A 24,802-nucleotide genomic window follows, 5' to 3' on the forward strand; every position below is an offset into this window, starting at 1 on the left:
CGACGCGAAGGTTCAATGATGAAGAACAACTGGTTCGGTACTCGAGACGACGAGCGCGCACAGCATCCGCGCCGCTCCCGACGCCGACGTGAAGCAGCTCGCTCCCGATCTCTCCGCGGTCTGATCTCGTCGATCGCCGTGGGCGCGCTGCTCGTGGTGGGACTGCCGACCATGGCGCTGGCCGAGGCGACCGACCCTGCGACGGACCCCGCCACGACGACCGAGGCGACCGACGCGGCGCAGCCGACGGATGCCGCCGCGCCGACCGACCCCGCGACGGAGCCGCCGACCGACCCTGCGACCGATCCGCCGAGCGACGAGCCGTCCGAACCGCCCACCGAGGAACCGTCCGAGGCCCCGGTCGAGCAGGCGCCGAGCGAGGAGCCCGAGCCGACGCAGGCGCCGCTCAAGTCCGCGAAGGCCGCGGCGCCGCAGATCGAGCAGGCCGCCGCGGCCGTCCTCGCGGCGCCGCCGGCGAACACGCCCAACGCCTCGGTCGTCGTCGTCAAGGTCGGCGACGACCGCGACCTGGCGAACGCCGGCACGATCAACCCGCTCGAGGGCGTGACGCTCGCGCTCTTCACGACGCAGACGGGCGGCAGCCAGCTCGCCGACGCGTGGGCGACCTGCGTGTCCGACTCCGCAGGCGACTGCTGGTTCCAGATCCCGAACACGGGCACCGCTCCCAACAACGCCAACCGCGACCGAGAGCTCTGGGTCCGCCAGGTCGGCACGCCGACCGGCTACTTCGCGAACCCGCTCATCCGTACGGGCGATGCCGACGGCGGCAACAGCCAGCAGACGCCCTACAGCTTCCGCATCGGCAACGCAGCGAACTCGTACCAGCTGCGGGGCAACACCACCTACAACAGCACGTCGCAGTTCATGGTCGGCACGGGCAACACGAACCGCTCGGCCTCGGGCGGCACGTGGCAGAACTCGCGCGACAACATCGCGCTTCCCCAGCAGTGCGGACTCGACGTCGCCCTCGTCATGGACCTCTCCGGCTCGGTGTCGCCGTCGATCGTGCAGGCGCGCGCCGCGGGCGTGAGCCTCGTGCAGGCCCTCGAGGGCACGCCCTCCCGCGTCGGGCTCTTCACGTTCGGCCCGACTGCGCCGCAGGCCGGAGCCAACAACATCAACCGCCCGATCACCGCCGTCTCGACGCCGGCCGGCGTCTCGACGGTCTCCGGATGGATCAACGGACTCACCGCGACGGGTTCCACCAACTGGGACCGCGGCATCTACCAGGTCGCGTCGAGCGCGGCGAGCTACGACGTCGCCATCGTCCTGACCGACGGCAACCCGACCGTCTACGGCACCGAGACGGCGCCGGGCAACTTCACCCGCATCCGCGAGGTCGAGAACGCGATCTTCTCGGCGAACGCCGTGAAGAAGGAGGGCACGCGCGTCATCGCCCTCGGCGTCGGCAGCGGCGTCACGGCGCCCTCGACCGCGCTGAACCTCGCGGCGATCTCCGGTCCGACCAAGTACAACGGCTCGAACTCGGCGACGGCCGACTACTACCAGGAGGCCAGCTACACGGCTGCGGCCGCCGCGCTCCGCGCGCTCGCGCTCGGCAACTGCAAGGGCGGCGTCAGCGTCGTCAAGCAGGTCATCCCGCCGGGCGGCACCACCGCGAACGCGCAGCCGGCCGCCGGCTGGGCGATCGGCGCGAGCAACGCGACGAACGGCATCACGGTCGGCACGCCGAACCCCGCCACCGGCCAGACCGACGGCACGGGCGCGATCAGCTACCCGCTGGACTTCCCCGGCGGCGTGACGGGCTCCGTCACCATCCGCGAGACCCAGCAGGCCGGGTACACGAACGAGCAGCAGGCCGGCATCAACGCGGTCTGTCGCGACCTCTCGACGGACCCGGCGACGAACGTGCCGGTCACGAACGCCCCGGATGTCCCCGGGCAGCCGGGCGTGGTGGTACCGGTGTCCGCGACATCCGCCATCAGCTGCACCTTCTACAACAGAGCCCCGAATCCCGCGGCACAGATCGTGGTGAACAAGCTCTGGGCGGTGAACGGCGCGCCCGCCGTGCCGCACGGGTCGCAGGACCCGAGCCTGACGGGCATCTCCACCATCAACGGCTCGCAGGTCGGATTCGGCAACCAGCAGGGCGGGTTCTCGCAGGGCCAGGTCGTCCCGGTCGGCGAGTCGCTCGGCCAGCTGCCGCTGCTCTGCACGATCACGAGCCAGATCCTGACGAAGGCGAACGGCGTCGGCACCAACGTCGACGTGTCCGCGGGCAAGACCTACGCGGCGACGCTCGCCGCGGGCCTGAACACCTACGAGATCACGAACACCGTCTCGTGCCCGACCAGGCTGACCCTGTTCAAGACCGTGCAGGGCGGCCCGGCCGCGAAGGGCGACTGGACGCTGACCTCACTGCCTCCCGTCGACGGCCCGGGTGGGCCGTACCTCCCGGGCCCGACGGGCGCCGACACCGGTACCGGCGTCGTCGCGAACGTCACGCCGACCGCGTACTACCCGCTGACCGAGACGGGCAACACGGCGAACACCGCGCTCTACGTGCAGCCGTTCACGGGTGACCCGGCGCAGCGCGTCCCCGGCTCGAGCGGCACCTGGAACTGCGTCACGCTCAACGCCGACGGCGGAACCACCGGTGCTGGCAACAACGCGGGCGGCCTCAACGGCGGCGTGCGCGTGCCCTTCGGCACGTGGGTCGGCTGCACGGCGGTCAACCAGACGTCGCAGGTGCAGCTGAACAAGGTGGTCGACCCGAGCAACGGCGGCACCGCGGTGCCGAACGACTGGGACCTCCGCACGACTCCGGCCAGCACGGCGAACGGCGAGGTGACCTCGACCGTGAAGAGCGGCTCGACGGTCTACCTGCGCCCGGGTTCGACCTACGACCTCTCGGAGCTGAACGGCCCCGCCGGCTACGACCAGAAGTCGCTGCAGTGCAACACCGGTCCGAACGGCACGTACGTCGACGCGACCAGCGTGAACCTGCCGCCCACCGATGCGGCGATCTGCGTGTTCACGAACATCGCGAAGCTGCCGAAGCTCTCGCTCGACAAGGTCGTGGCGCCGTCCGGCGTCGCCGACAAGACCTCGTGGACGCTGAGCGCGTCGCGCGCCGACAACGCCGCGGTCGTGGCGAGCGGAGCTGGCGGCACCGGCGGATACGTGGACGTGCCCTCGGGCGTCGCCTTCAACCTCGCGGAGAGCACCGGACTGCCGAACTCGGGCGAGTTCCAGGCCGGGACCTGGCAGTGCACCGTCAACGGCGGAGCGCCGATCGGCGGCCCGCTGCTCCCGGCGCTCGCGCCGGGCGATCAGGCCGCCTGTGTCGTGACGAACACGCTCAAGCCGGTCGTTCCGACCATCACGAAGACGGCTGCGATCCCGACGCCGAACGCGGACGGCTCGTGGACCGTCGGCTACGACATCGTCGTGACCAACCCGAGCAACTTCCTCGACCTCACGTACGCGCTGAGCGACCAGCTGGACTTCGGCGGCGACGTCACCGTGAACGGTGCGTCCTACCAGCGCACCCTCCCGGCACCGCCGGGTGCGAGCACCCCGTGGAGTGCCGCCTTCGACGCGGTCCAGGACTTCGCCGGTGAGCCGACGCTCGCCAAGGGCACCTCGCACACGTGGCACGTGACGGTGAACGCCACGGTCGCACCGGGCGCCGACTTCGGCGGCACGAGCCCGACCGCGTGCGACGCGGGAACCCCGGGCACGGTCGGATTCCTCAACACGGCCGTCATGACCGTCGCAGGGGTGGACTACCCGGCGCAGGACTGCTCGATCCCGGTGAAGCCGACGATCGCCAAGGTGGGCGGCACGGCCGTCGACAACGGTGACGGCACGTGGACGCTCCCGTACACGATCACCATGACGAACCCGTCCGCCACGACCGGCGTCGTGTACGACCTCGAGGACACGCTCGACCTCCCGGCCTCGGCCGAGCAGGTCGGCCCGCCCACGGTCGTCTCCAAGCCGGCCGGCGTGACGACCGAGCCGGGCTGGACCGGTGCGGTGCCGAACGAGCTGCTCGCCGACGACATCGCGCTCGCGGGCGGCGCCGCGGCCCATGTGTACCAGATCTCGGTCACGGTGCGCCTCGGCGCCGACGACCCGGCCTACACGTGCCCGAACCCCGACGGCCTGAACAACACGGCGACGCTCGTCTCGGGCAACCAGACGACCGACGCGACCGGTTGCGTGACCGTCAACCCGCCGACCATCACGCACACCAAGACGGTCGTGCCCGGTTCGGTCGTGCAGGGCAGTGACGGCACGTGGACGATCGCGTACGACATCGTCGTGACGAACGGCGGCGCCGTCGGCGGCACCTACTCGCTCGCCGACTCGCTGCACTTCGGAACCGGTGTCGACCTGGGCGGCGCGACCTACGCCGTGACCAAGGACGGCGCGCCGTACGCCACGCCGTGGGCGGGCAGCGGCGACCTCGCCGTCGACGCGTACCTGGCCGCGGGCACCGCGACCACCTACCGCATCACGGTCGCGGGCATCGCGCTCGACGGACCCGACCTGACGCCGGCGCAGTCGGCCTGTCCGTCCGACAGCTCGAACGGTGCGTTCAACAACACCGCCACCCTCGAGGTCGCGGGCGTCTCGACCGACGAGTCGGCCTGCGACTCGCCGAGCGCCCCGAAGATCGTGAAGTCCGGCGCGACCTCGGTGCAGCAGCTCGACGGCACGTGGAACGTCTCGTACACCCTGACGGTGTCGAACACCGACCCGGGCGCAAAGCCCTCGTTCTACACGCTGACCGACGACCCGGCCTTCCCGGCGGGCGTCGACTACCTCAGCTACCAGATCGACGCGAACCCGCCGGTGTCCCCGTACGACGGCTCCGAGTTCACGGTCGTGACGAACCAGGCGATCGCCGCCGGTGCGACGGACGTCTACACCGTGCTGCTCAACGTCGACGCCCCGGTGGGCGACATCGAGCCCGAGCAGTTGGAGTGCGCGACCGAGAACAACCCCGACGGCGTCGGCTTCCTCAACGAGGCGACCGTCACGTCGGGCGAGATCGTGCGCTCCGACGACGACTGCACGAACATCAGCCGGGGCGGCGAGCCGACGGTCGTCAAGGACGACCCGACGGTCACGCAGGGCGGCGACGGCGTCTGGACGATCGTCTACGACATCACGGTCACCGGCAACTCCGAGTTCGTGTCGCGGTACACGCTCGACGACACGCTCCGGTTCGGCCCCGAGATCGACATCCAGTCGGCCTCGTGGACCGGCGAGACGAGCGGCTCGTGGGCCGACCCGACCGCAGACCCGACCGCCGAGCTCGTTCCGACGAACAAGGTGATCGGCATCGACGCCGTGCACACGTACACGGTGACGGTGACGGCCACGGTCGACGCCGCGGCATTCGAGGACCCGACGACGAACACCTGCGCGTTCACCGAGAACGACCAGAACGTCGGATTCCTCAACGAGGCCGCGCTGACGTCCAACGGCATCGTCTCGACCGACACGGGTTGCGCCCTTCCGGCCGAGCCCGAGATCGAGAAGAGCACGGTCGGCGACGTGACCCAGGTCGGCGACCACTGGGAGGCGACGTACGAGATCACCGTGACGAACCTCAGCGCCGATCAGGACCTCGTGTACGACCTCGACGACACCCCCGACTTCGCGGGCGGCGTCACGATCACCGATCGCGAGGTCACCAGTGCGGATGTCACGGTCGACCCGGCCTGGAACGGCGCATCGCCCTCGACGGACACGATCGTCGAAGACGAGACGCTGCCCGGCGGCGCGACGCACACGTTCACCGTGGTCGTCTCGTTCACCGTCGACGACGTCGAGGGCAGCGATGAGCTGCTCTGCGAGGGCGACGGCGGCAAGGGCCTGCTGAACGGGGCGGAGGTGGTGTCCGGCGACACCTACACCGACGACGCGTGCTACGACGTCCCGATCGTCGTCGAGCTGCACAAGGACTGGGTGATCAACGGCAGCGACCCGATCGCCTGGGACAGCGATGACCTGCCCGATGGCTTCACCGCCCAGGCGGTCCTCGACGGGGAGCCCGTCTCGTGGGACGTCGAGTACGGCCCCTATGCGCTGCATGACGAGGTGAACGTCGCCGAGAGCGACGTCGTGATCCCCGAGGGCTGCACGCTCGAGGACACGACCGGCACCGGCGACCAGGAGTTGGTCGACCCGCACAACACCTTCACGGTGACGAACGTGGTCGAGTGCACGCAGACGGTGACGCTCACCAAGGTCGTGCAGAACCCCAACGGCGGCGACGGCGTCGCGGCGGACTGGACGGTCTCGGCCAGCAGCCTCGACGACGGATTCGGCGGACCGGGCACCACGAGCGGGCCGGTCGCCGTCGGCGTCGGCTACACCCTCAACGAGGTCTCGGTCGTCTGGGAGAACGGCGTCGAATACGAGGTCACGGCGACCTGGACGTGCGAGTCCGAGAGCGGCGAGGACGCGTTCACCCTGGTGAGCACGCCCGGTTCCGTGAACGCCACCCTCACGGTGAACACCTATGGTGCGAACGTCGACTGCGAGATCGAGAACTCGGACATCGCGCCGACGCTCGAGCTCGAGAAGATCGTCGCTCCCGACGAGGTGGCCGCGGACTTCCCGCCGACGCTCTGGCACCTGAGCGCGAGCGACAACGGCACCCCGGTCATCGAGGGCGACGGCGGTGCGAGCGGCGACGTCATGTCCAACACCCCGTACGACCTCGCCGAGTCCGCCGACTTCCCCGAAGCCGACGAGTTCGAAGCGGGCGACTGGATCTGCGTCGACGACAGCCAGGATCCGCCGGCACCGGTGATCCTCGACGACGACGCGGTGACGCTCCAGCCCGGACAGGACGTCTCCTGCTCGATCACGAACACGGCCCAGCCGGCGACGTACGTCGTCGAGAAGACCGTCGACTCGGCCGAGCAGCAGCCCGACGGCACGTGGCTGATCGAGTACACGATCACGGTCGAGAACACGAGCGGCGTCTCGCCCCTCGAGTACGACCTGAGTGACGACCTCTCGAACTTCGGCGAGGGCATCACGATCGATGAGGCCTCGTGGAGCTCGTCGTACGGCGACGACGGAACGTGGGACGGACTCCCCGACACGCTCGAGGAGACGCTCGCGACCGACCAGCCGCTCGGCGCAGGCGACACCGACACCTTCGAGGTGGAGGTCGTCGCGACGGTGACCGAAGACGCCTGGACCGAGGAGACCACGGTCTGCACGACGGGCGAGATGTTCGGCGAGGGCGGGTTCCGGAACGTGGCGACCGTCACGATCGACGAACTGCCCACGGTCGTCACCGACTGCGACGAGCCGGGCACGTCGACCGCGGTCAAGACGGTCCTGGGCGCTCCGCTCTACAACGGCGACGGCACGTTCGACGTCTCGTACGAGATCACGGTGACCAACGACAGCGAGAAGGACCAGTACTACGACCTGAGAGACACCCCGGCCTTCCCGGCCGGCACGACGTTCACGGCGTCGGCGCTCGATCCCGACGGCGACCGCGTCGCCGACTGGACCGGCGTCGCGAGCGATCCCGACGGCACGCTGCTCGCCGACGGCCGCGCCCTTCCGGCAGGCACCACCGAGGTCTGGACCATCAGCGCGACCGTCGAAGTCGACACGATCTCGAACACCGACGATGCGAAGTGCCTCGAGAACACCGAGGGTCACGGCTTCTACAACGGCGGCGAGTTCAGCACGGGCACGATCACCACGCCGATCTCCGGCTGCGTCGACATCCCCATCGTCGACGTCGGCATCGAGAAGACGGCCGAGCTCCCCGAGGGCGTGACCGCGGTGGACGACACCGAGGACGCCGACTTCAACTGGGTGCTCACGGTGACGAACCACGGACTCCCGGTGCAGGACCTCGAGGTGACGGACCTCATCGATCCGACGCTCGAGATCACCGGACCGGCGACGTTCGAGGCTCCCGAGAACTGGACGGAGTCGACCGTGGGCAACCAGTTCACGGCGAACTACACCGGAACGTTCGAGGAGGATCAGGTCACTACGATCACGATCCCGGTGCGGGTGCTCCCGGCCGAGGTCGAGGCTCCGCCGGCGGTCGGCCCGGATGACCCGCCGCCGGTGATGCCCCCGTTCCCCGAGAACCAGGTGATCCCGAACACGGCCTGCGTGGCGACCAGCGGCTACGAGCCTCCGGTTCCGGAGATCGCGGCACTGGCGCTCGAGGTCCCCGAGGGCAACATCGGCGACATCTTCCCCGACAACGACTGCGCAGACGCCGACGTGCCGGTCAAGAAGGTCGATGCCGGCGCGTACGTGCGATGCGTCGCGGATGTCCCGTGGCTGTACTTCGACGTGCGGGCGACCGAGAACGTCACCCCCGGTGACATCACGGTCACCTGGAAGTCGGCCGACGGCACGCTCACCAAGGTGCAGACCATTCCGTGGGACCAGCGGAACTCCCGACTGCTCTGGCCGGGCGCGGCCGTGGACGCCGACGGCATCCCGTACGCGTTCCCGGGCTGGCGTCCGATCACCGAGGAGGATCTCGCCAACCCCGGATCCGTGGTGCCGGGTACCAGGTTCCTCGACCTGATCCTCGACGAGACGGTCGACACGTACCCGTGGCGCGACACGGAGAACCCGGCGTCGATCACCTTCTCGGTGAACCCGAGCCAGTCCGTGCTCGCGGTGTACCCGCAGGCCCTTCCGACCTGCGCGATCGACCGTCCGGCCGAGCTCCAGATCGACAAGACGGCGAGCGTCACCGACACGAAGGCTGGCGCGGACTACACCTACTCGCTGCAGGTCACGTCGGTGGGCACCGGTGCGACGAACCCGACCGAGGTGTTCGACGAGATCCCGAGCGACCTCCGGGTCGATGCGATCACGACGGCTCCGGCTCCGGCGTTCCCGCGCTGGGAGGACTGCGAGGTGACGGGCAAGGATTCGGCCGGCTACGGCGGCACGCTGCACTGCGCGCTGCTCGGCCAGCTGGGACCGAACTTCGTCACGGCGCCGGTGATCGACCTCGCGGTCCACGTGAGGGAGGGCACGAAGCTCTCGTCGATCGACAACACGGGCGAGGTCTGCTGGCAGACCGCCGACGATCCCGACCCGGCGACCGAGTGCGCCGATGACACGGTCACCGTGCTCCTCGGCGGAACGGCCGTCACCGGGTTCGCCGGCGGGCCTTGGGTCTGGGGGGCAGCGGGGCTCGTGATCCTCGGCGGCCTGGCGGTCACCTGGGTGATGATCAGGCGGCGCCGGGAGGCATCCGGAGGCTGATCGGCGTCGGCCCGGCGGTGTGCGCACCCGCCGGGCCGATGCGGCCGGACACCTGATCGCGAGGGGGAACGCGATCGGGAACGAGGAAGGGCCGATGCGAATCGCATCGGCCCTTCTTCACTGCGACCACGTCGCGTTCGGGTTCGTCAGGGCTTGCCCCGCATGATGGCCTGCTTGACCTCGGCGATGGCCTTGGTCACCTCGATGCCGCGCGGGCATGCGTCGGTGCAGTTGAAGGTCGTGCGGCAGCGCCACACGCCCTCCTTGTCGTTCAGGATGTCGAGGCGGACGTTCGCCGCGTCGTCGCGGTCGTCGAAGATGAACCGGTGCGCGTTGACGATCGCCGCGGGGCCGAAGTACTGGCCGTCGGTCCAGAACACGGGGCACGACGAGGTGCACGCGGCGCACAGGATGCACTTGGTGGTGTCGTCGAAGATCTCGCGCTTGGCGATCGACTGCACGCGCTCCTTGCCGGCCTCGGGCTTCGAGTTGGCGATGAGGAACGGCTGCACCTCGCGGTAGCTCGCGAAGAAGGGCTCCATGTCGACGACGAGGTCCTTCTCGAGCGGCAGGCCCTTGATGGCCTCCACGTAGATGGGCTTCGAGATGTCGAGGTCCTTGATGAGGGTCTTGCACGCGAGCCGGTTGCGGCCGTTGATCCGCATCGCGTCGGATCCGCAGATGCCGTGCGCGCACGACCGGCGGAACGTGAGCGAACCGTCCTGCTCCCACTTGATCTTGTGCAGGGCGTCGAGCACGCGGTCGGTCGCGTACATCTCGACGTCGAAGTCCTGCCAGCGCGGTTCGGTGTCGACGTCGGGGTCGAACCTGCGGATCAGGAACGTGACGGTGAACGCCTGGATGGCGGCCTCTGCGGCCGGCGGCTGCTCGAGCGTGGTGGTGCTCACGATCAGTACTTCCTCTCCATCGGCTGGTATCGGGTGATGGTCACGGGTTTCCAGTCGAGCCGGATGTGGTCGGCCGCGTCGGCCGAGTGCGCATCACCCGAGAGGTAGGCCATCGTGTGCTGCATGAAGTTCTCGTCGTCGCGCTTCGGGAAGTCATCGCGCATGTGGCCGCCGCGGCTCTCCTGCCGGTTGCGGGCCGAGAAGACGACGACCTCGGCGAGGTCGAGCAGGAATCCGAGCTCGACGGCCTCGAGCAGGTCGGTGTTGAACCGCTTGCCCTTGTCCTGGACGGCGACGTTCTTGTAGCGCTCGCGGAGCCCGGCGATGACGTTCGTGACGTGTGCGAGGGACTCGTCGGTGCGGAACACCTGGGCGTTCTTGTCCATCTCGTCCTGCAGTTCCTTGCGGATCGCGGCGATGCGCTCGGTGCCGTTCGAGTCGCGCAGCAGCTGCAGCATGTCGCGGATGCCGGCGGCGGGGTCTTCGGGCAGCGGCGTGAAGTCGACGCCGGAGTTGACGTACTCGACCGCGTTGCGGCCGGCGCGCTTGCCGAAGACGTTGATGTCGAGCAGCGAGTTCGTGCCGAGGCGGTTGGAGCCGTGCACCGAGACGCACGCGCACTCGCCCGCGGCGTAGAGGCCGGGCACGACGGTGTCGTTGTCGCGCAGCACCTCGGCCGCGACGTTGGTCGGGATGCCGCCCATGGCGTAGTGCGCGGTGGGCATCACGGGGACGGGCTCGTAGACGGGGTCGACGCCGAGGTACGTGCGGGCGAACTCGGTGATGTCGGGGAGCTTCGTCTCGAGCACCTCGGCCCCGAGGTGCGTGCAGTCGAGCAGCACGTAGTCCTTGTGCGGGCCGGCTCCGCGGCCCTCTGCGACCTCTTGGACCATGCATCGCGCGACGATGTCGCGGGGCGCGAGGTCCTTGATGGTGGGGGCGTAGCGCTCCATGAACCGCTCGCCGGAGGCGTTGCGGAGGATCGCGCCCTCACCGCGGGCGCCCTCGGTGAGGAGGATGCCGAGGCCTGCGAGGCCGGTGGGGTGGAACTGGAAGAACTCCATGTCCTCGAGGGGGAGTCCCTTGCGCCAGATGATGCCGACGCCGTCGCCCGTCAGGGTGTGGGCATTGGAGGTCGTCTTGTAGATCTTGCCGAAGCCGCCGGTGGCGAAGATGATCGCCTTGGCCTGGAAGACGTGCAGCTCACCCGTCGCGAGCTCGTAGGCGACGATGCCGGAGGGCTGCTCGACGCCGTCGACCTCGGTCATGATGATGTCGAGCGCGTAGTACTCGTTGTAGAACTCGATGCCGAGCCTGACGCAGTTCTGGAAGAGCGTCTGCAGGATCATGTGGCCGGTGCGGTCGGCCGCGTAGCAGGCCCGGCGCACGGGCGCCTTGCCGTGGTCGCGCGTGTGGCCGCCGAAGCGGCGCTGGTCGATCTTGCCCTCGGGCGTGCGGTTGAACGGCAGGCCCATGTTCTCGAGGTCGATGACCGCGTCGATCGCCTCTTTCGCGAGGATCTCGGCCGCGTCCTGGTCGACGAGGTAGTCGCCGCCCTTGACGGTGTCGAAGGTGTGCCACTCCCAGCTGTCCTCTTCGACGTTGGCCAGGGCCGCGGCCATGCCGCCCTGCGCGGCGCCCGTGTGGGAGCGCGTCGGGTAGAGCTTCGAGATGACGGCGGTCTTCGCGCCGGGGCCGGCCTCGATCGCGGCACGCATGCCCGCGCCGCCGGCGCCGACGATCACGATGTCGTACTGGTGGTAGTGGACTCCGTCGACGACCTTCGTCTCGACGTGTGCGCTCTGGGACGTCACGGTTCTCCTAGGCAGCGGGGCAGAACGAGGGAAGCAGGTCGGCGGGGGAGCCTGCGGGGCACGGGTCGAACGTGAAGACCACGAGCGTGCCGAGCACGATGAGCACGGTCGCCGCGAGGAACAGCGCGCCCTTCAGCACCTTCTGCGTCGTGCCGGGGTTCGTGTAGTCGTTCACGATGGTGCGCATGCCGTTGGCGCCGTGGATGAGGGCGAGCCACAGCATCAGCACGTCCCACCACTGCCAGAACGGGTCGGCCCACTTGCCGCCCACGAACCCGAAGTCGATGGCCTTGACGCCCTCGCCGACGAGGAGGTTGACGAAGAGGTGGCCGAAGATGAGCACGAGCAGCACGACGCCGCTCGCACGCATGTAGATCCAGCCCCACTTCTCGAGGTTGGGCCCGCGGGTGCGGGTGCGGGGTGCCTGGCTGCGAGGCGCTTCGATGACGGACATGTCGGCGGCTCCTTAGTGGCTGAAGACGTTCATGAGGTGGCGGGGCGCGAAGCCGAGCATCGTGACGACCCAGAGGGCGATGACGATGTAGAAGAGCACCTTCTGGTTCCGCGTGGCCCAGGACCAGAGGTCTACGAGGATGATCCGGATGCCGTTGAAGGCGTGGAACACGATCGCGCCGACGAGGGCGACCTCGCCGAGGCCCATGATGGGCGTCTGGTACGTGCCGATGACGGCGTTGTAGGCCTCGGGGCTCACCCGCACCAGCGCGGTGTCGAGGATGTGCACCAGGAGGAAGAAGAAGATGGCGACACCGGTGATCCGGTGCAGTACCCACGACCACATTCCCTCTCGGCCGCGATACAGCGTGCCGCCCGGCTTCTGTTTCGCCGGCTTCGCGGGTGCGGCCAGGGTTCCTGCCGAGTTCTCTGGCATGAACAACCCTCCCTGGCTGTGTGAAAGGCCCTGCGACTTCAGGGCGCGAACGGGCCGAACGACCCGATGCGATTGTAGTCCGGGGGCCGCGGGACCGCCGCTTAGGGCCGCCTAACTCTCTCGACGTCGAGATATCGTCCCGGTTCGGGCCGGGAAATTCCGCGGGTCGGATGTCGAGGGCGCCCGGTATCCTCTGACTCATGTCTCCGCGTGCAGAACCTCTCGACGACTTCTACACCGTGATCCCCGCGGGCGGGGTCGGGTCGCGGCTGTGGCCGCTCTCCCGAGCCGACGCCCCGAAGTTCCTGCACGATCTCACCGGCTCCGGGCAGACCCTCCTCAAGGACACGTGGGATCGCCTCGCGCCGCTCTCGGGCGACCGGCGCGTCATGGTGGTCACGGGCCGGGCGCACCGCGCCGCGGTCGAGGCGCAGCTGCCCGACCTCGTCGACGAGAACGTCGTGCTCGAGAGCGAGCCCCGCGACTCGACGGCCGCCATCGGCCTCGCCGCCGCGATCCTCGAGCGGCGCGAACCCGGCGTGATCATCGGGTCGTTCGCCGCCGACCATGTGATCTCGGGCGAGGCGCTGTTCCGGTCCGCGGTCGTCGACGCGGTCGCGGCGGCGCGCGCCGGCTACATCGCGACGATCGGCATCACGCCGACCGAGCCCGCGGTGGGTTTCGGCTACATCGAGTGCGGCCCCGAGCTTTCGGTACCCGGCGCCAAGCGGGTCGAGCTCGTGCAGAGCTTCGTCGAGAAGCCCGACCTCGACACCGCGCGCCGATACGTCGAGGGCGGCGCGCACCTCTGGAACGCGGGCATGTTCATCGCGAAGGCGTCCACGCTCCTCGACGAGATCGCCCGAACGCGGCCCGAGCTGCACGCGGGCCTCGTCGAGCTCGCAGCGGCGTGGGACGACACCGCGACGCGCGGCCCGGCGGTCGACCGCATCTGGCCGAGGCTCGAGAAGATCGCGATCGACTACTCGGTCGCCGAGCCCGCGGCCGACGCAGGCAGGCTCGTGGTCGTGCGCGGCCACTTCCAGTGGGACGACGTCGGCGACTTCGCGTCGCTCGCCAAGCTCAACTCGTCGGGTCGATCCGGCGAGCTCGCGATCCTCGGCGAGCACGCGCGGGTGCTCGCCGACGCCTCGAGCGGCATCGTGGTCAGCCGTTCCAAGCGCGTCATCAGCCTCATCGGCGTGCAGGACATCGTCGTGGTCGACACGCCCGACGCGCTGCTCGTGACCACGAGCGAGCACGCGCAGCGCGTGAAGGCCGTCGTCGACGCGCTCCGCCTCGGCGGCTCCGGCGACGTGCTCTAGCCGCCGCAGCTCCGGATCGCGGGAATCGAACGCACAGCACGAGTCGTAGGGAGAGCGGATGTCGCACACGAGGTTCGGATTCGGGATCGCGCTCGTCGCGGCATCCGTCGCACTGGTCGGCTGCCAGGCCGCCCCCGGCGGAACGGAGCCGACCGAGAGCGCTGGCTGCGTGCGCATGGTCACGAACTCGGGCGGTCTCGAGGACCGCTCCTTCAACCAGTCGAGCTGGGAGGGCCTGCAGCAGGCCGAGTCCGAGCTCGGCGTCGAGGCCGAGGCGATCGTCTCGACCGGCGAGACCGACCTCGCGCCGAACGTCGAGCAGGCCGTCGACTCGGGGTGCGGCCTGATCGTGACCGTCGGCTGGGAGCTGGCGGATCCGACCCTCGACGCCGCGGGCGCGAACCCCGACGTGTCATTCGCGATCGTCGACGAGACCGTCGAGGCCGAGAACGTCAAGCCCGTCGTGTTCGACACCGCGCAGGCGGCCTACCTCGCCGGATACCTCGCCGCCGGCGTCACGAAGACCGGCGTCGTCGCGACGTTCGGCGGCGGAAACCAGCCGCCCGTGACGCTCTTCATGGACGGCTTCGTCGACGGAGTCGCGAAGTACAACGAGGTGCACGGCGCGAGCGTGCGCGCGCTCGGCTGGGACAAGGCTGCGCAGGACGGCGCGTTCACGGGCGACTTCGAAGACGTGAACAAGGGCAAGACCCTCACGCAGGGCTTCATCGACCAGGGCGCCGACGTGATCCTGCCGGTCGCGGGCCAGGTCGGCGAGGGCGCGGCCGCGGCGGCCTCCGAGCACGACGGCGTCTCGGTGATCTGGGTCGACAGCGACGGCTACGACACACTTCCGGCCGAGTTCCGCCCGATCGTGCTCACGAGCGTGCTGAAGAACACGCAGGACGCGATGGTCCAGATCGTCGGCGACGTGCAGCAGGGCGCGTTCACGAACGACCCGTACATCGGCACGCTCGAGAACGGCGGCGTCGAGATCGCGCCGTACCACGATCTCGCGCCGCTCGTGAGCGTCGACCTCGACGCCGAGATCGAGGGGCTCCGACAGGCGATCATCGCCGGGGACATCGTCGTCGAGTCGCCGAGCGCGCCCTGAATCCAGCCCGCATCGGCGGGGACACCCCCGCGCGGGGGTGTCCCTGCGTGCTCATATGAGCAGAATGTCGCGTCTTCATAACCATTGCATGACGCGTCCGCAAAGTCGTGGGAGGGCGCGTGCAACATTCGGTAACGTGTGCCCACAGCCCCCGCTCTCTGTCCGGGGCGCACTATTTGGAGGACACAGTGAAGGTCACGACCAAGAAGGCCGGAATCGCCGGTCTCGCGCTGCTCGGCAGCGTCGCTCTGCTCGCCGGTTGCGCGTCGGCGCCCGAAGAGTCCGCGGCTCCCACGGCCGAGGCGATCGAGGGCTTCCAGCCCTGCATGGTCTCCGACGCGGGCGGCTTCGACGACAAGTCCTTCAACCAGCTCGGCTTCGAGGGCATCACCAAGGCGTCCGAGGAGCTCGGCGTCGAGGCGATCACGGTCGAGTCGAAGGACGAGACCGAGTACGCGCCGAACCTCGCGAGCCTCGTCGACCAGGGCTGCACCGTCATCGTGACCGTCGGCTTCGCGCTCTCGGCCGCGACGGTCGAGTCGGCCACTGCCAACCCCGACATCGAGTACGTCATCATCGACGACGCCGCCGACAACGACTTCGACGGCACCGTCGACGCCGACAACATCAAGCCGATCCTCTTCGACACCGCCCAGGCCGCGTTCCTCGCCGGCTACGCGGCGGCCGACTTCACCGAGACCGGCGTCGTGGGCACCTACGGCGGCATGAACTTCCCGACCGTGTCGATCTTCATGGACGGCTTCGCACAGGGCGTCCAGTTCTACGACGAGGCCAAGGGCACCGACGTCAAGGTCGTCGGCTGGGACACCGCCAAGCAGGACGGCTCCTTCACCGGCGGCTTCGAGGCCAACGACCAGGCCCGCCAGACCGCGCAGGCGCTCATCGACCAGAACATCGACGTGCTGCTGCCCGTCGGCGGCCCGATCTACCAGTCGGGTGCCGCCGCCATCCGCGACTCCGGCCGTGACATCGCGATGATCGGCGTCGACGCCGACCTCACCGAGACCGACCCCTCGGTCGCCGACCTGATCCTCACCTCGATCCTCAAGGGCATCGACGTGGCGACCTACGACTCGGTGCTCGCCGCAGGCAAGGGCGACTTCGACCCGTCCGCCTACATCGGCACGCTCGAGAACGAGGGCGTCGGCATCGCGCCGTTCCACGACTTCGAGTCCAAGGTCTCCGACACGCTCCAGGGCGAGCTCGACGACCTGCAGGCCCAGATCATCTCGGGTGACGTGGCCGTCAAGTCGTACCTCAACCAGTAGGTCCGACGCATGAAGATCGGGGAGGCCGGTTCGCCGGTCTCCCCGATCTGCGTTCCGGTCGGCGGGCGCACGACGCATGCGCATCCGCTGCTCGGCTGCGCATCTGAGCGAGACGCCCTGCGGGTCTTCGACATCCGCGCAAAACCTGCTGCACATGCAGCCCTCTCACTAGGATCGGGGACATGAAGCTCGAACTCCGCGGTATCACGAAGCGGTTCGGCAGCCTGGTCGCGAACGACCATATCGACCTCACCGTCGAGGCCGGCGAAATCCATTGCCTGCTCGGCGAGAACGGTGCGGGCAAGTCGACGCTGATGAACGTGCTCTACGGCCTCTACCAGGCCGACGAGGGCGAGATCCTCCTCGACGACGAGGTGCAGCACTTCGCCGGTCCGGGCGATGCGATGGCGGCCGGCATCGGCATGGTGCACCAGCACTTCATGCTCATCCCCGTGTTCACGGTGGCCGAGAACGTCATGCTCGGCAACGAGGCGACCAAGGGCGGCGGGTTCCTCGACCTCGACTCCGCGCGGCGCCGCGTGCGCGAGATCAGCGAGCGGTTCGGGTTCGACGTCGACCCCGACGCCCTGGTCGACGACCTCCCGGTCGGCGTGCAGCAGCGCGTCGAGATCATCAAGGCGCTCTCGCGCGACGCCAAGGTGCTCGTGTTCGACGAGCCGACGGCCGTGCTCACGCCCCAGGAGACCGACGAGCTCATGCAGATCATGCGCCAGCTCAAGTCCTCGGGCACCTCGATCGTCTTCATCACGCACAAGCTGCGCGAGGTGCGCGAGGTCGCCGACCGCATCACGGTCATCCGCCTCGGCAAGGTCGTCGGCGAGGCGTCGCCGACCGCGTCGAACAGCGAGCTCGCCTCGCTCATGGTCGGCCGCGCCGTCGAGCTCACCGTGCACAAGGACGAGCCGAAGCTCGGCGAGCCGCTGCTCGTGGTCGAGGGCCTCACCGTCATCGACGCGATCGGCCAGCTCGTCGTCAACGACGTGAGCTTCGAGGTCCGCCAGGGCGAGATCCTCGCAGTCGCCGGCGTGCAGGGCAACGGCCAGACCGAGCTCACCGAGGCGCTCGTCGGCCTGCAGCCCCGTGTGCGCGGCTCGATCAAGCTCGACGGCGTCGAGCTCACGACCGAGGGCGTGCGCAAGATCCTCGACTCCGGTGTCGGGTTCGTGCCCGAAGACCGCAATGAAGACGGCCTGGTCGGCGAGTTCACGATCGCCGAGAACCTGATGCTCGACCGCTCCGACGGAGCCCCCTTCGTCAAGGCGGGCAACATCCAGCGCGGCCTGCTCGCCGAGTTCGCCCGAGACAAGGTGAAGGAGTTCGACGTCCGCACCCAGGGCATCGACGAGAAGGTGCGACAGCTCTCGGGCGGCAACGCGCAGAAGGTCGTGCTCGCACGCGAACTCAGCCGCGACCTCAGCCTGCTCGTGGCCGCACAGCCCACGCGCGGCGTCGACGTCGGTTCGATCGAATTCATCCACAAGCGCATCGTCGAGACCCGCGACCGCGGCGTCCCCGTGGTCGTCGTGTCGACCGAGCTCGACGAGGTCGCCGCGCTCGCCGACCGCATCATGGTCATGTACCGCGGCAAGGTGGTCGGCATCGTGCCGGGCGACACCCCGCGCGATGTGCTCGGCCTCATGATGGCCGGCGAGCAGCCTGCAGAAGGAGCGGCAGCATGAGCGACGCCCAGACCCCGGCCGAAGGCAAGCCCGCGGCATCCGAGGTTCCGAACGGCGGTGCCGCCCCCACGACCGACGAGGCGCCGAAGCCGCAGGCTCCCGAGGTGCCCGAGCCCTCCCGCTGGCACACGACGTGGCAGCAGATCGCCACCGGCAACGCGATCATCTCGGTGCTCGCGGTCGTGCTCGCGCTCATCGTCGGCGCCATCATGATCGCGTTCACCGACGAGGAGGTGCAGCAGGCGAGCGTCTACTTCTTCGCACGCCCCGGCGACACGTTCATCGCGATCTGGAACTCGGTCTCCGGCGCGTACTCCGCGCTCTTCCAGGGCTCGATCTACAACTTCCGGCGCGACACGTTCGCGCTCGGCATCAAGCCGCTCACCGACACCCTCACGTTCGCGACGCCGCTCATCGCGGGCGGCCTCGGCGTGGGCCTCGCGTTCCGCGTCGGCATGTTCAACATCGGCGGTCGCGGCCAGATGCTCATCGCGGCATCGGTCGCAGGCTGGATCGGCTTCGGCTTCGACCTGCCGCCGGGCATCCACATGTTCGTCGCTCTCGTCGGCGGCCTGCTCGGCGGTGCGCTCTGGGGCGGCATCGCGGGTCTGCTGAAGGCCAAGACCGGTGCGCACGAGGTGATCGTCACGATCATGCTCAACTTCGTCGCGTTCTACCTCGTCTCCTGGATGCTGCGAACCCCCGGCCTGCTGCAGGCCCCTGGATCCTCGAACCCGAAGACGCCGGCCATGAACGACAACGCGATCTTCTGGAATCTCAAGGGCATCGGCTACAACCTGCACTTCGGATTCGTGCTCGCGGTGGCGGCCACCATCCTCGTGTGGTGGATCCTCAGCCGCTCGAGCCTCGGCTTCCGCTTCCGCGCGGTCGGCGAGAACCCGAACGCGGCACGCGTCGCGGGCATCAACGTGCCCTCGATGTACGTCTACGGCATGCTCATCTCGGGCGCGCTGCTCGGCCTCGCCGGCGTGAGCCAGGTGCTGGGCACCGTGACCACGGGCTTCACGGCCGGCATCGACGCGGGCGTCGGGTTCGACGCGATCACCGTGGCGCTGCTCGGGCGATCGACGCCGGGCGGCATCTTCCTGGCCGGCATCCTGTTCGGCGCGTTCAAGGCCGGCGGCTACTCGATGCAGGCCGCAGAGGGCGTGCCGATCGACATCGTGCTCGTCGTGCAGTCCCTCATCGTGCTCTTCATCGCGGCGCCCCCGCTCGTGCGCACGATCTTCCGCCTGCCCGACCCGACGCGAGGGCCGAAACGACCCCGCCCGATCGTCACGAAGGAGGTGGCGGCGAAGTGAGCACGGTCACCGAGCACCACAAGGTCGCACCCCAGCCCGACGCCCTCGCGACGACCGTCGTCGTGAGCTGGAAGGTCGCGATCGCCTACGGCGTCTTCACGCTCGTCGCGCTCGCCCTCGCGGTGTTCGCACCGCGCGAGGGCGACACGACCTACCGCCTGGTCGCCAGCGACGACGACGCCATCAAGATCGCGAACATCTCGGTGCCCGCCATGCCGGCACTCTGGACCGTCGTCGTGCTGCTCGCCGCCATCACCGCGTACGCGGTCTGGGCGACCACGGCGAAGCGGCGCGTGCCGCTCTGGGTGACCGTCATCTTCGCGGTGCTGTTCCTGTTCGGGTTCCTCACCTGGGCCGGCGCCGGCGCCACGCTGCCGATGATCGGCCTGCTCTTCGGCTCGCTCAGCCTCGCGGTACCGCTCATCTTCGGTTCCCTGGCGGGCGTCATGGGCGAGCGGGTCGGCGTCGTCAACATCGCGATCGAGGGCCAGCTGCTCGCCGGCGCGTTCTCGTCGGCCGTCGTCGCCTCGGCGGTGGCGTCCGCCACCGGATCGCCGTGGATCGGCCTGCTGTCGGGCTCCATCGGCGCGATGATCGCGGGCATGCTCGTCGGCATGGTGCTCGCGACCTTCTCGATCAAGTACTTCGTCGACCAGGTCATCGTGGGTGTCGTGCTGAACGTGCTCGTCACGGGCCTCACGAGCTTCTTCTTCTCGCAGGTGCTCTCGAACAACGCGGCCGTGCTGAACTCGCCGCCGCGGTTCCCGCGCCTGCCGATCCCGCTGCTCAGCGACATCCCCATCATCGGGCCGGTGTTCTTCCGCCAGACCCTGGTGGTCTACATCATGTACATCGCGGTGGCCGCGGTCTACATCGGCCTGTTCCACACCCGCTGGGGCCTCCGCCTCCGCGCGGTCGGCGAGCACCCGCAGGCGGCCGACACGGTCGGCATCAACGTGAACCGCACGCGCTTCTGGAACGTCGCGCTCGCGGGCGCGATCGCGGGCTTCGGCGGCACGTTCTTCACGATCGGCTCGGGCATCGCGTTCAACAAGGAGATGACCGCGGGTGCGGGCTTCATCGCCCTCGCCGCCGTCATCTTCGGCGGCTGGGACCCGATCAGGGCGACCCTCGCGGCCCTGCTGTTCGGCTTCGCGTCGAACCTGCAGAACACGCTCTCGGTCATCGGGTCTCCCGTGCCGAGCGAGTTCATGCTCATGCTGCCGTACGTCGTGACCATCGTCGCGGTCGCCGGCCTCGTCGGCAAGGTCCGCGGGCCGGCCGCGGCGGGCAAGCCGTACATCAAATCCTGACCGGATGCCTCGGCGACCCCGGGGCATCCGTCGCCCATCTCGAGGGGGAGCACCATGACCGCAACGGATGCGATCGACTGGACCGACCTGCGCGACCGCGCACGCGAGGCGATGGCGAAGGCCTACGTGCCGTACTCCGAGTTCCCCGTCGGAGCCGCGGCGGTCGTCGACGATGGCCGCATCGTGAGCGGGTGCAACGTCGAGAACGCGTCGTACGGGGTGACCCTCTGCGCCGAATGCTCGCTCGTGTCGGCGCTCGTGATGTCGGGCGGTGGCAAGCTCGTCGCGTTCTCGTGCGTCGACGGCCACGGCAACGTGCTCATGCCCTGCGGCCGCTGCCGCCAGCTGCTGTACGAGCACTCGGCCGACGGCATGCTGCTCGAGACCGTCTCGGGCATCAAGACCATCGACGAGGTGCTGCCCGACGCGTTCGGTCCGCGGCAGCTCGCAGAATTCAAGGGAGCCGGCGCATGAGCGGCATCGAGGCATTCGACGCGGTCGATCTGATCCGCGCCAAGCGCGACGGGCACGAGCTCGACACGCCCGAGATCGGCTGGCTGGTCGACGCGTACACGCGAGGCTACGTCGCCGACGAGCAGATGTCGGCCATGACCATGGCGATCTTCCTCAACGGCATGACCCGACGCGAGATCCGCGACCTCACGATGGCGATGATCGCCTCGGGCGAGCGCATGGACTTCAGCGGGCTCGGCAAGCCGACGTCCGACAAGCACTCGACGGGTGGTGTCGGCGACAAGATCACGCTGCCGCTCATGCCGCTGGTCGCGAGCTACGGCGTCGCGGTTCCGCAGCTCTCGGGCCGAGGACTCGGGCACACGGGCGGCACGCTCGACAAGCTCGAGTCGATCCCGGGGTGGCGCGCCGACCTCACCAACGAGGAGATGTTCGCCCAGCTCCGCGACATGGGCGGCGTGATCTGCGCCGCCGGGTCGGGCCTCGCACCCGCGGACAAGAAGCTCTACGCCCTCCGCGACATCACGGGCACGGTCGAGGCGATCCCGTTGATCGCGAGCTCGATCATGTCCAAGAAGATCGCCGAGGGAACGGGCGCTCTCGTGCTCGACGTCAAGTTCGGCTCCGGCGCGTTCCTGCAGGACATCGACCGCTCGCGCGAGCTCGCCCGCACGATGGTCGCGCTCGGCGAAGACGCCGGCGTCGCGACATCCGCGCTCATCACGAACATGAACGTGCCCCTCGGGCTCACGATCGGCAACGCGAACGAGGTCCGCGAGTCGGTCGAGGTGCTCGCGGGCGGTGGGCCCGCAGATGTGCGGGCCCTGACGGTCGCGCTCGCACGCGAGATGCTCGATCTCGCCGGCGTGCACGACGCCGACGTCGAGGCCGCGCTCGACGACGGGCGGGCCATGGACTCCTGGCGCGCGTTCGTCGTCGCGCAGGGCGGCGACCCCGATGCCGACCTGCCCGTCGCACGGGAGACCCACACCGTGGTCGCCGACCGCGACGGCGTGCTCGTCGAGCAGCAGGCGCTGCCGTTCGGCATCGCGGCCTGGCGCCTGGGCGCCGGGCGCGCACGCAAGGAGGACCCGGTGCACCACGCCGCCGGAATCGACCTGCACGCCAAGCCCGGCGATACGGTGCGCAAGGGCGAGCCGCTCTTCACGCTGCTCGCCGACGAGCCCGCCCGGTTCGCCCGAGCGCTCGACGCGGTCGACGGCGCGTACCGCATCGGCGACGCCGGCGAGCCCGTGCTCGACGGCGGTCCGCTCATCGCCGACCGCATCACGCGCTGACCCGGCAGCCGTCGCGGCGGGTGCTGCACGGCGGCCCAGCTTCGAGATTGCCGAGACTTCGCGGCGGCCTCGCCGCTATCGTGGACACGTGAACACGATTCCGACGGAATACCGGCTCGAGGGCGACGGCGCGAACATCCAGGCTCTGCCGAAGGTGTCGCTGCACGACCACCTCGACGGGGGCCTGCGCCCGCAGACCATCATCGAGCTCGCCGACGCCGCCGGCGTCGACGTGCCCGTGCACGACGCCGACGAGCTCGGCACGTGGTTCGCCGACAAGGCCGACTCCGGCTCGCTCGTCGAGTACCTGAAGACGTTCGACCTGACGACGGCCGTCATGCAGACGCGCGAGGGACTCACACGGGTCGCCCGCGAGTTCGTGCAGGACCTCGCGGCCGATGGCGTCGTCTACGGCGAGATCCGCTGGGCGCCCGAGCAGCACCTCGCACGGGGCCTCAGCCTCGACGAGGCCGTCGAAGCCGTGCAGGCCGGGCTCGACGCGGGCATCGACGACGCCCGCAACCTTGGCCACGCGATCCGCACGGGTCAGCTCGTCACCGCCATGCGTCACGCCGACCGGGGGCTCGAGATCGCCGAACTCGCCGTCCGCCACCGCGACCGCGGCGTCGTCGGCTTCGACATCGCGGGCGCCGAGGCCGGCTTCCCGGCGAGCCGCCATCGCACGGCGTTCGACTTCCTGGCCGGCCAGTACCTGCCCGTCACCGTGCACGCGGGCGAGGCAGACGGCCTCGAGTCCATCCGCAGCGCACTCTTCGACGGCCGCGCCCTGCGGCTCGGTCACGGCGTGCGCCTCGCCGAAGACCTCACGATCGAGCGCCAGGACGACGAGAACACCTACGTCTCGCTCGGCCCGATCGCCCAGTGGGTGCGCGACCGCGAGATCGCGCTCGAACTCAGCCCGTCGTCCAACCTGCAGACCGGGGCGATCGAGGCCTGGGGCGACGAGCTCATCGACCACCCCTTCGACCTGCTCTACCAGCTCGGGTTCCGGGTCACGGTCAACACCGACAACCGCCTGCAGTCCGCGACGTCGCTCACCCGCGAGCTCGCACTGCTCGCCGACGCCTTCGGCTACGACCTCGACGACTTCGAGACGTTCCAGCTGAACGCCGCTGCGGCCGCGTTCCTGCCCCTCGACGACCGGGACGAACTCGCCGAGGTGATCCGCGAGGGCTTCGACGAAGCCTGATCCCGTCCAGAACGGCTCGCGAGGGGTTCCTCCGAACCGCAGCTCCACGACCCGCAGAACCGACGAACGACCACCACTCGAGCTCGATGCGCGAGTCCGTGCCGGAACGGAACCACCCATGACCACGACGCCACTGCCAGACACGGCGGTCGTCCTCGGCGCCGACGTCGACGACTGGCGCGCCGCGGTGCGCGAGTCCGGCCGTGCGCTCACGCGCGCCAAGGTGACCACGCCCGAGTACACCGAGCGCATGATCGGCGTGATCGAGGAGTTCGGCGCCTACGTGGTGATCGCCCCGGGTCTCGCCCTCGCGCACGCCCGCCCCGGCCCCGATGTGCTGGGCGAGGGACTCTCGGTCGTGACGCTCGCGACGCCGGTCGACTTCGGCCACCCGCACAACGACCCGGTTCGGGTCGTGATCGGCCTCGCCGTCTCGAATGCCGAGGAGCACGTGGCCTCGGTCGCGCGGCTCGCGAACGTCTTCAACGACCTCGCCGTCATCGATCGCCTGGCTGCCGCCACGAGCCCCGATGAGGTCCGCATGCTGCTCGGCGTCCAGCCGGAGGCGGGCGCATGAGGATCGTCGCGGTCTGCGGCGAGGGCATCGGTACTTCGGCGATCCTCAAGGTCAACGCCGAGCGCGCCCTCGACCGGCTCGGCCTCACGGCTTCCGTCGATGCGAGCGACCTCGCCTCGGTGGCGGATGCCGCAGCCGACGCCCAGGTCGTGCTCACGTCGAGCGAGCTCGCCGCAGCCGTGCGCGAACGCCTGGGGCGCACGTTCGCCGAGATCATCGAGATCGTCAACTACTTCGACGTCGAGGAGATCGGCACGAAGCTCGAGCGCTCGCTCGGCTGATCGGAGCCGGGC

Annotated in this window: 16 protein-coding genes; 12 read left to right on the forward strand and 4 right to left on the reverse strand. The window is 69.4% G+C overall.

All coding sequences use genetic code 11. The features are described 5' to 3' along the window. Positions 1–138: 138 nt before the first annotated feature. The gene (locus BM342_RS16095) at positions 139–9,276 is read left to right on the forward strand and encodes a VWA domain-containing protein (protein WP_092967943.1); all 9,138 of its coding nucleotides are present in this window, start codon (positions 139–141) and stop codon (positions 9,274–9,276) included. Positions 9,277–9,422: 146 nt separating this feature from the next. Here BM342_RS16095 and BM342_RS16100 read toward each other — a convergent pair whose 3' ends face one another. From BM342_RS16100 to sdhC, 4 genes are read right to left on the reverse strand one after another with little or no spacing between them, the layout of a single operon-like run. Next, positions 9,423–10,184, reverse strand: coding sequence for a succinate dehydrogenase iron-sulfur subunit (locus tag BM342_RS16100; protein WP_092967945.1), 762 nt, complete (start codon positions 10,182–10,184; stop codon positions 9,423–9,425). 2 nt (positions 10,185–10,186) lie between these two features. Next, positions 10,187–11,998, reverse strand: a complete 1,812-nt coding sequence (sdhA, locus tag BM342_RS16105; RefSeq protein WP_092967947.1) for a succinate dehydrogenase flavoprotein subunit — start codon at positions 11,996–11,998, stop codon at positions 10,187–10,189. A 7-nt stretch (positions 11,999–12,005) separates the two neighbouring features. Further along, positions 12,006–12,452, reverse strand: coding sequence for a succinate dehydrogenase hydrophobic membrane anchor subunit (locus BM342_RS16110; RefSeq protein ID WP_092967949.1), 447 nt, complete (start codon positions 12,450–12,452; stop codon positions 12,006–12,008). Between the two features lie 12 nt (positions 12,453–12,464). Beyond that, positions 12,465–12,887 carry a succinate dehydrogenase, cytochrome b556 subunit gene (gene sdhC / locus BM342_RS16115; protein WP_092967951.1) on the reverse strand — a complete coding sequence of 141 codons (423 nt, stop codon included), beginning with the start codon at positions 12,885–12,887 and terminating at the stop codon, positions 12,465–12,467. Positions 12,888–13,087: 200 nt separating this feature from the next. Here sdhC and BM342_RS16120 point away from each other — a divergent pair, with 200 nt between their 5' ends. From BM342_RS16120 to BM342_RS16170, 11 genes are all read left to right on the forward strand, one after another. Beyond that, positions 13,088–14,212, forward strand: a complete 1,125-nt coding sequence (locus BM342_RS16120) for a mannose-1-phosphate guanylyltransferase (RefSeq protein WP_092967953.1) — start codon at positions 13,088–13,090, stop codon at positions 14,210–14,212. Positions 14,213–14,270: 58 nt separating this feature from the next. After that, positions 14,271–15,326, forward strand: a complete 1,056-nt coding sequence (locus BM342_RS16125; protein ID WP_092967955.1) for a BMP family lipoprotein — start codon at positions 14,271–14,273, stop codon at positions 15,324–15,326. A gap of 188 nt (positions 15,327–15,514) precedes the next feature. After that, positions 15,515–16,615 (forward strand): BMP family lipoprotein, encoded by a 1,101-nt coding sequence (locus BM342_RS16130; protein ID WP_092967957.1) that lies wholly within the window; start codon positions 15,515–15,517, stop codon positions 16,613–16,615. Between the two features lie 182 nt (positions 16,616–16,797). Continuing rightward, positions 16,798–18,315, forward strand: a complete 1,518-nt coding sequence (locus tag BM342_RS16135) for an ABC transporter ATP-binding protein (protein WP_092967959.1) — start codon at positions 16,798–16,800, stop codon at positions 18,313–18,315. Continuing rightward, a complete protein-coding gene (locus BM342_RS16140) occupies positions 18,312–19,637 on the forward strand; it encodes an ABC transporter permease (protein WP_092967961.1) in 1,326 nt (441 codons plus the stop codon). Before BM342_RS16135 ends, BM342_RS16140 begins: the two co-directional genes overlap by 4 nt. Then, entirely contained in the window at positions 19,634–20,950 is a 1,317-nt protein-coding gene (locus BM342_RS16145) for an ABC transporter permease (RefSeq protein ID WP_092967963.1), read from the forward strand. Before BM342_RS16140 ends, BM342_RS16145 begins: the two co-directional genes overlap by 4 nt. A gap of 54 nt (positions 20,951–21,004) precedes the next feature. Beyond that, positions 21,005–21,424, forward strand: coding sequence for a cytidine deaminase (locus tag BM342_RS16150; RefSeq protein WP_092967965.1), 420 nt, complete (start codon positions 21,005–21,007; stop codon positions 21,422–21,424). After that, complete coding sequence (locus BM342_RS16155) at positions 21,421–22,722, forward strand: thymidine phosphorylase (RefSeq protein WP_092967967.1); 1,302 nt, start codon at positions 21,421–21,423, stop codon at positions 22,720–22,722. The genes BM342_RS16150 and BM342_RS16155 overlap by 4 nt, the downstream gene beginning before the upstream one ends. Before the next feature lie 97 nt (positions 22,723–22,819). Continuing rightward, positions 22,820–23,932: an adenosine deaminase gene (locus BM342_RS16160; RefSeq protein WP_092968746.1), complete on the forward strand. Its 1,113-nt coding sequence runs from the start codon at positions 22,820–22,822 to the stop codon at positions 23,930–23,932. 118 nt (positions 23,933–24,050) lie between these two features. After that, a complete protein-coding gene (locus tag BM342_RS16165) occupies positions 24,051–24,509 on the forward strand; it encodes a PTS sugar transporter subunit IIA (protein ID WP_092967969.1) in 459 nt (152 codons plus the stop codon). Further along, the gene (locus BM342_RS16170) at positions 24,506–24,790 is read left to right on the forward strand and encodes a PTS sugar transporter subunit IIB (RefSeq protein ID WP_092967971.1); all 285 of its coding nucleotides are present in this window, start codon (positions 24,506–24,508) and stop codon (positions 24,788–24,790) included. Before BM342_RS16165 ends, BM342_RS16170 begins: the two co-directional genes overlap by 4 nt. Positions 24,791–24,802 lie beyond the last annotated feature (12 nt).

The organism is Agromyces sp. CF514 (genome assembly GCF_900113185.1).
GTDB lineage: Bacteria > Actinomycetota > Actinomycetes > Actinomycetales > Microbacteriaceae > Agromyces.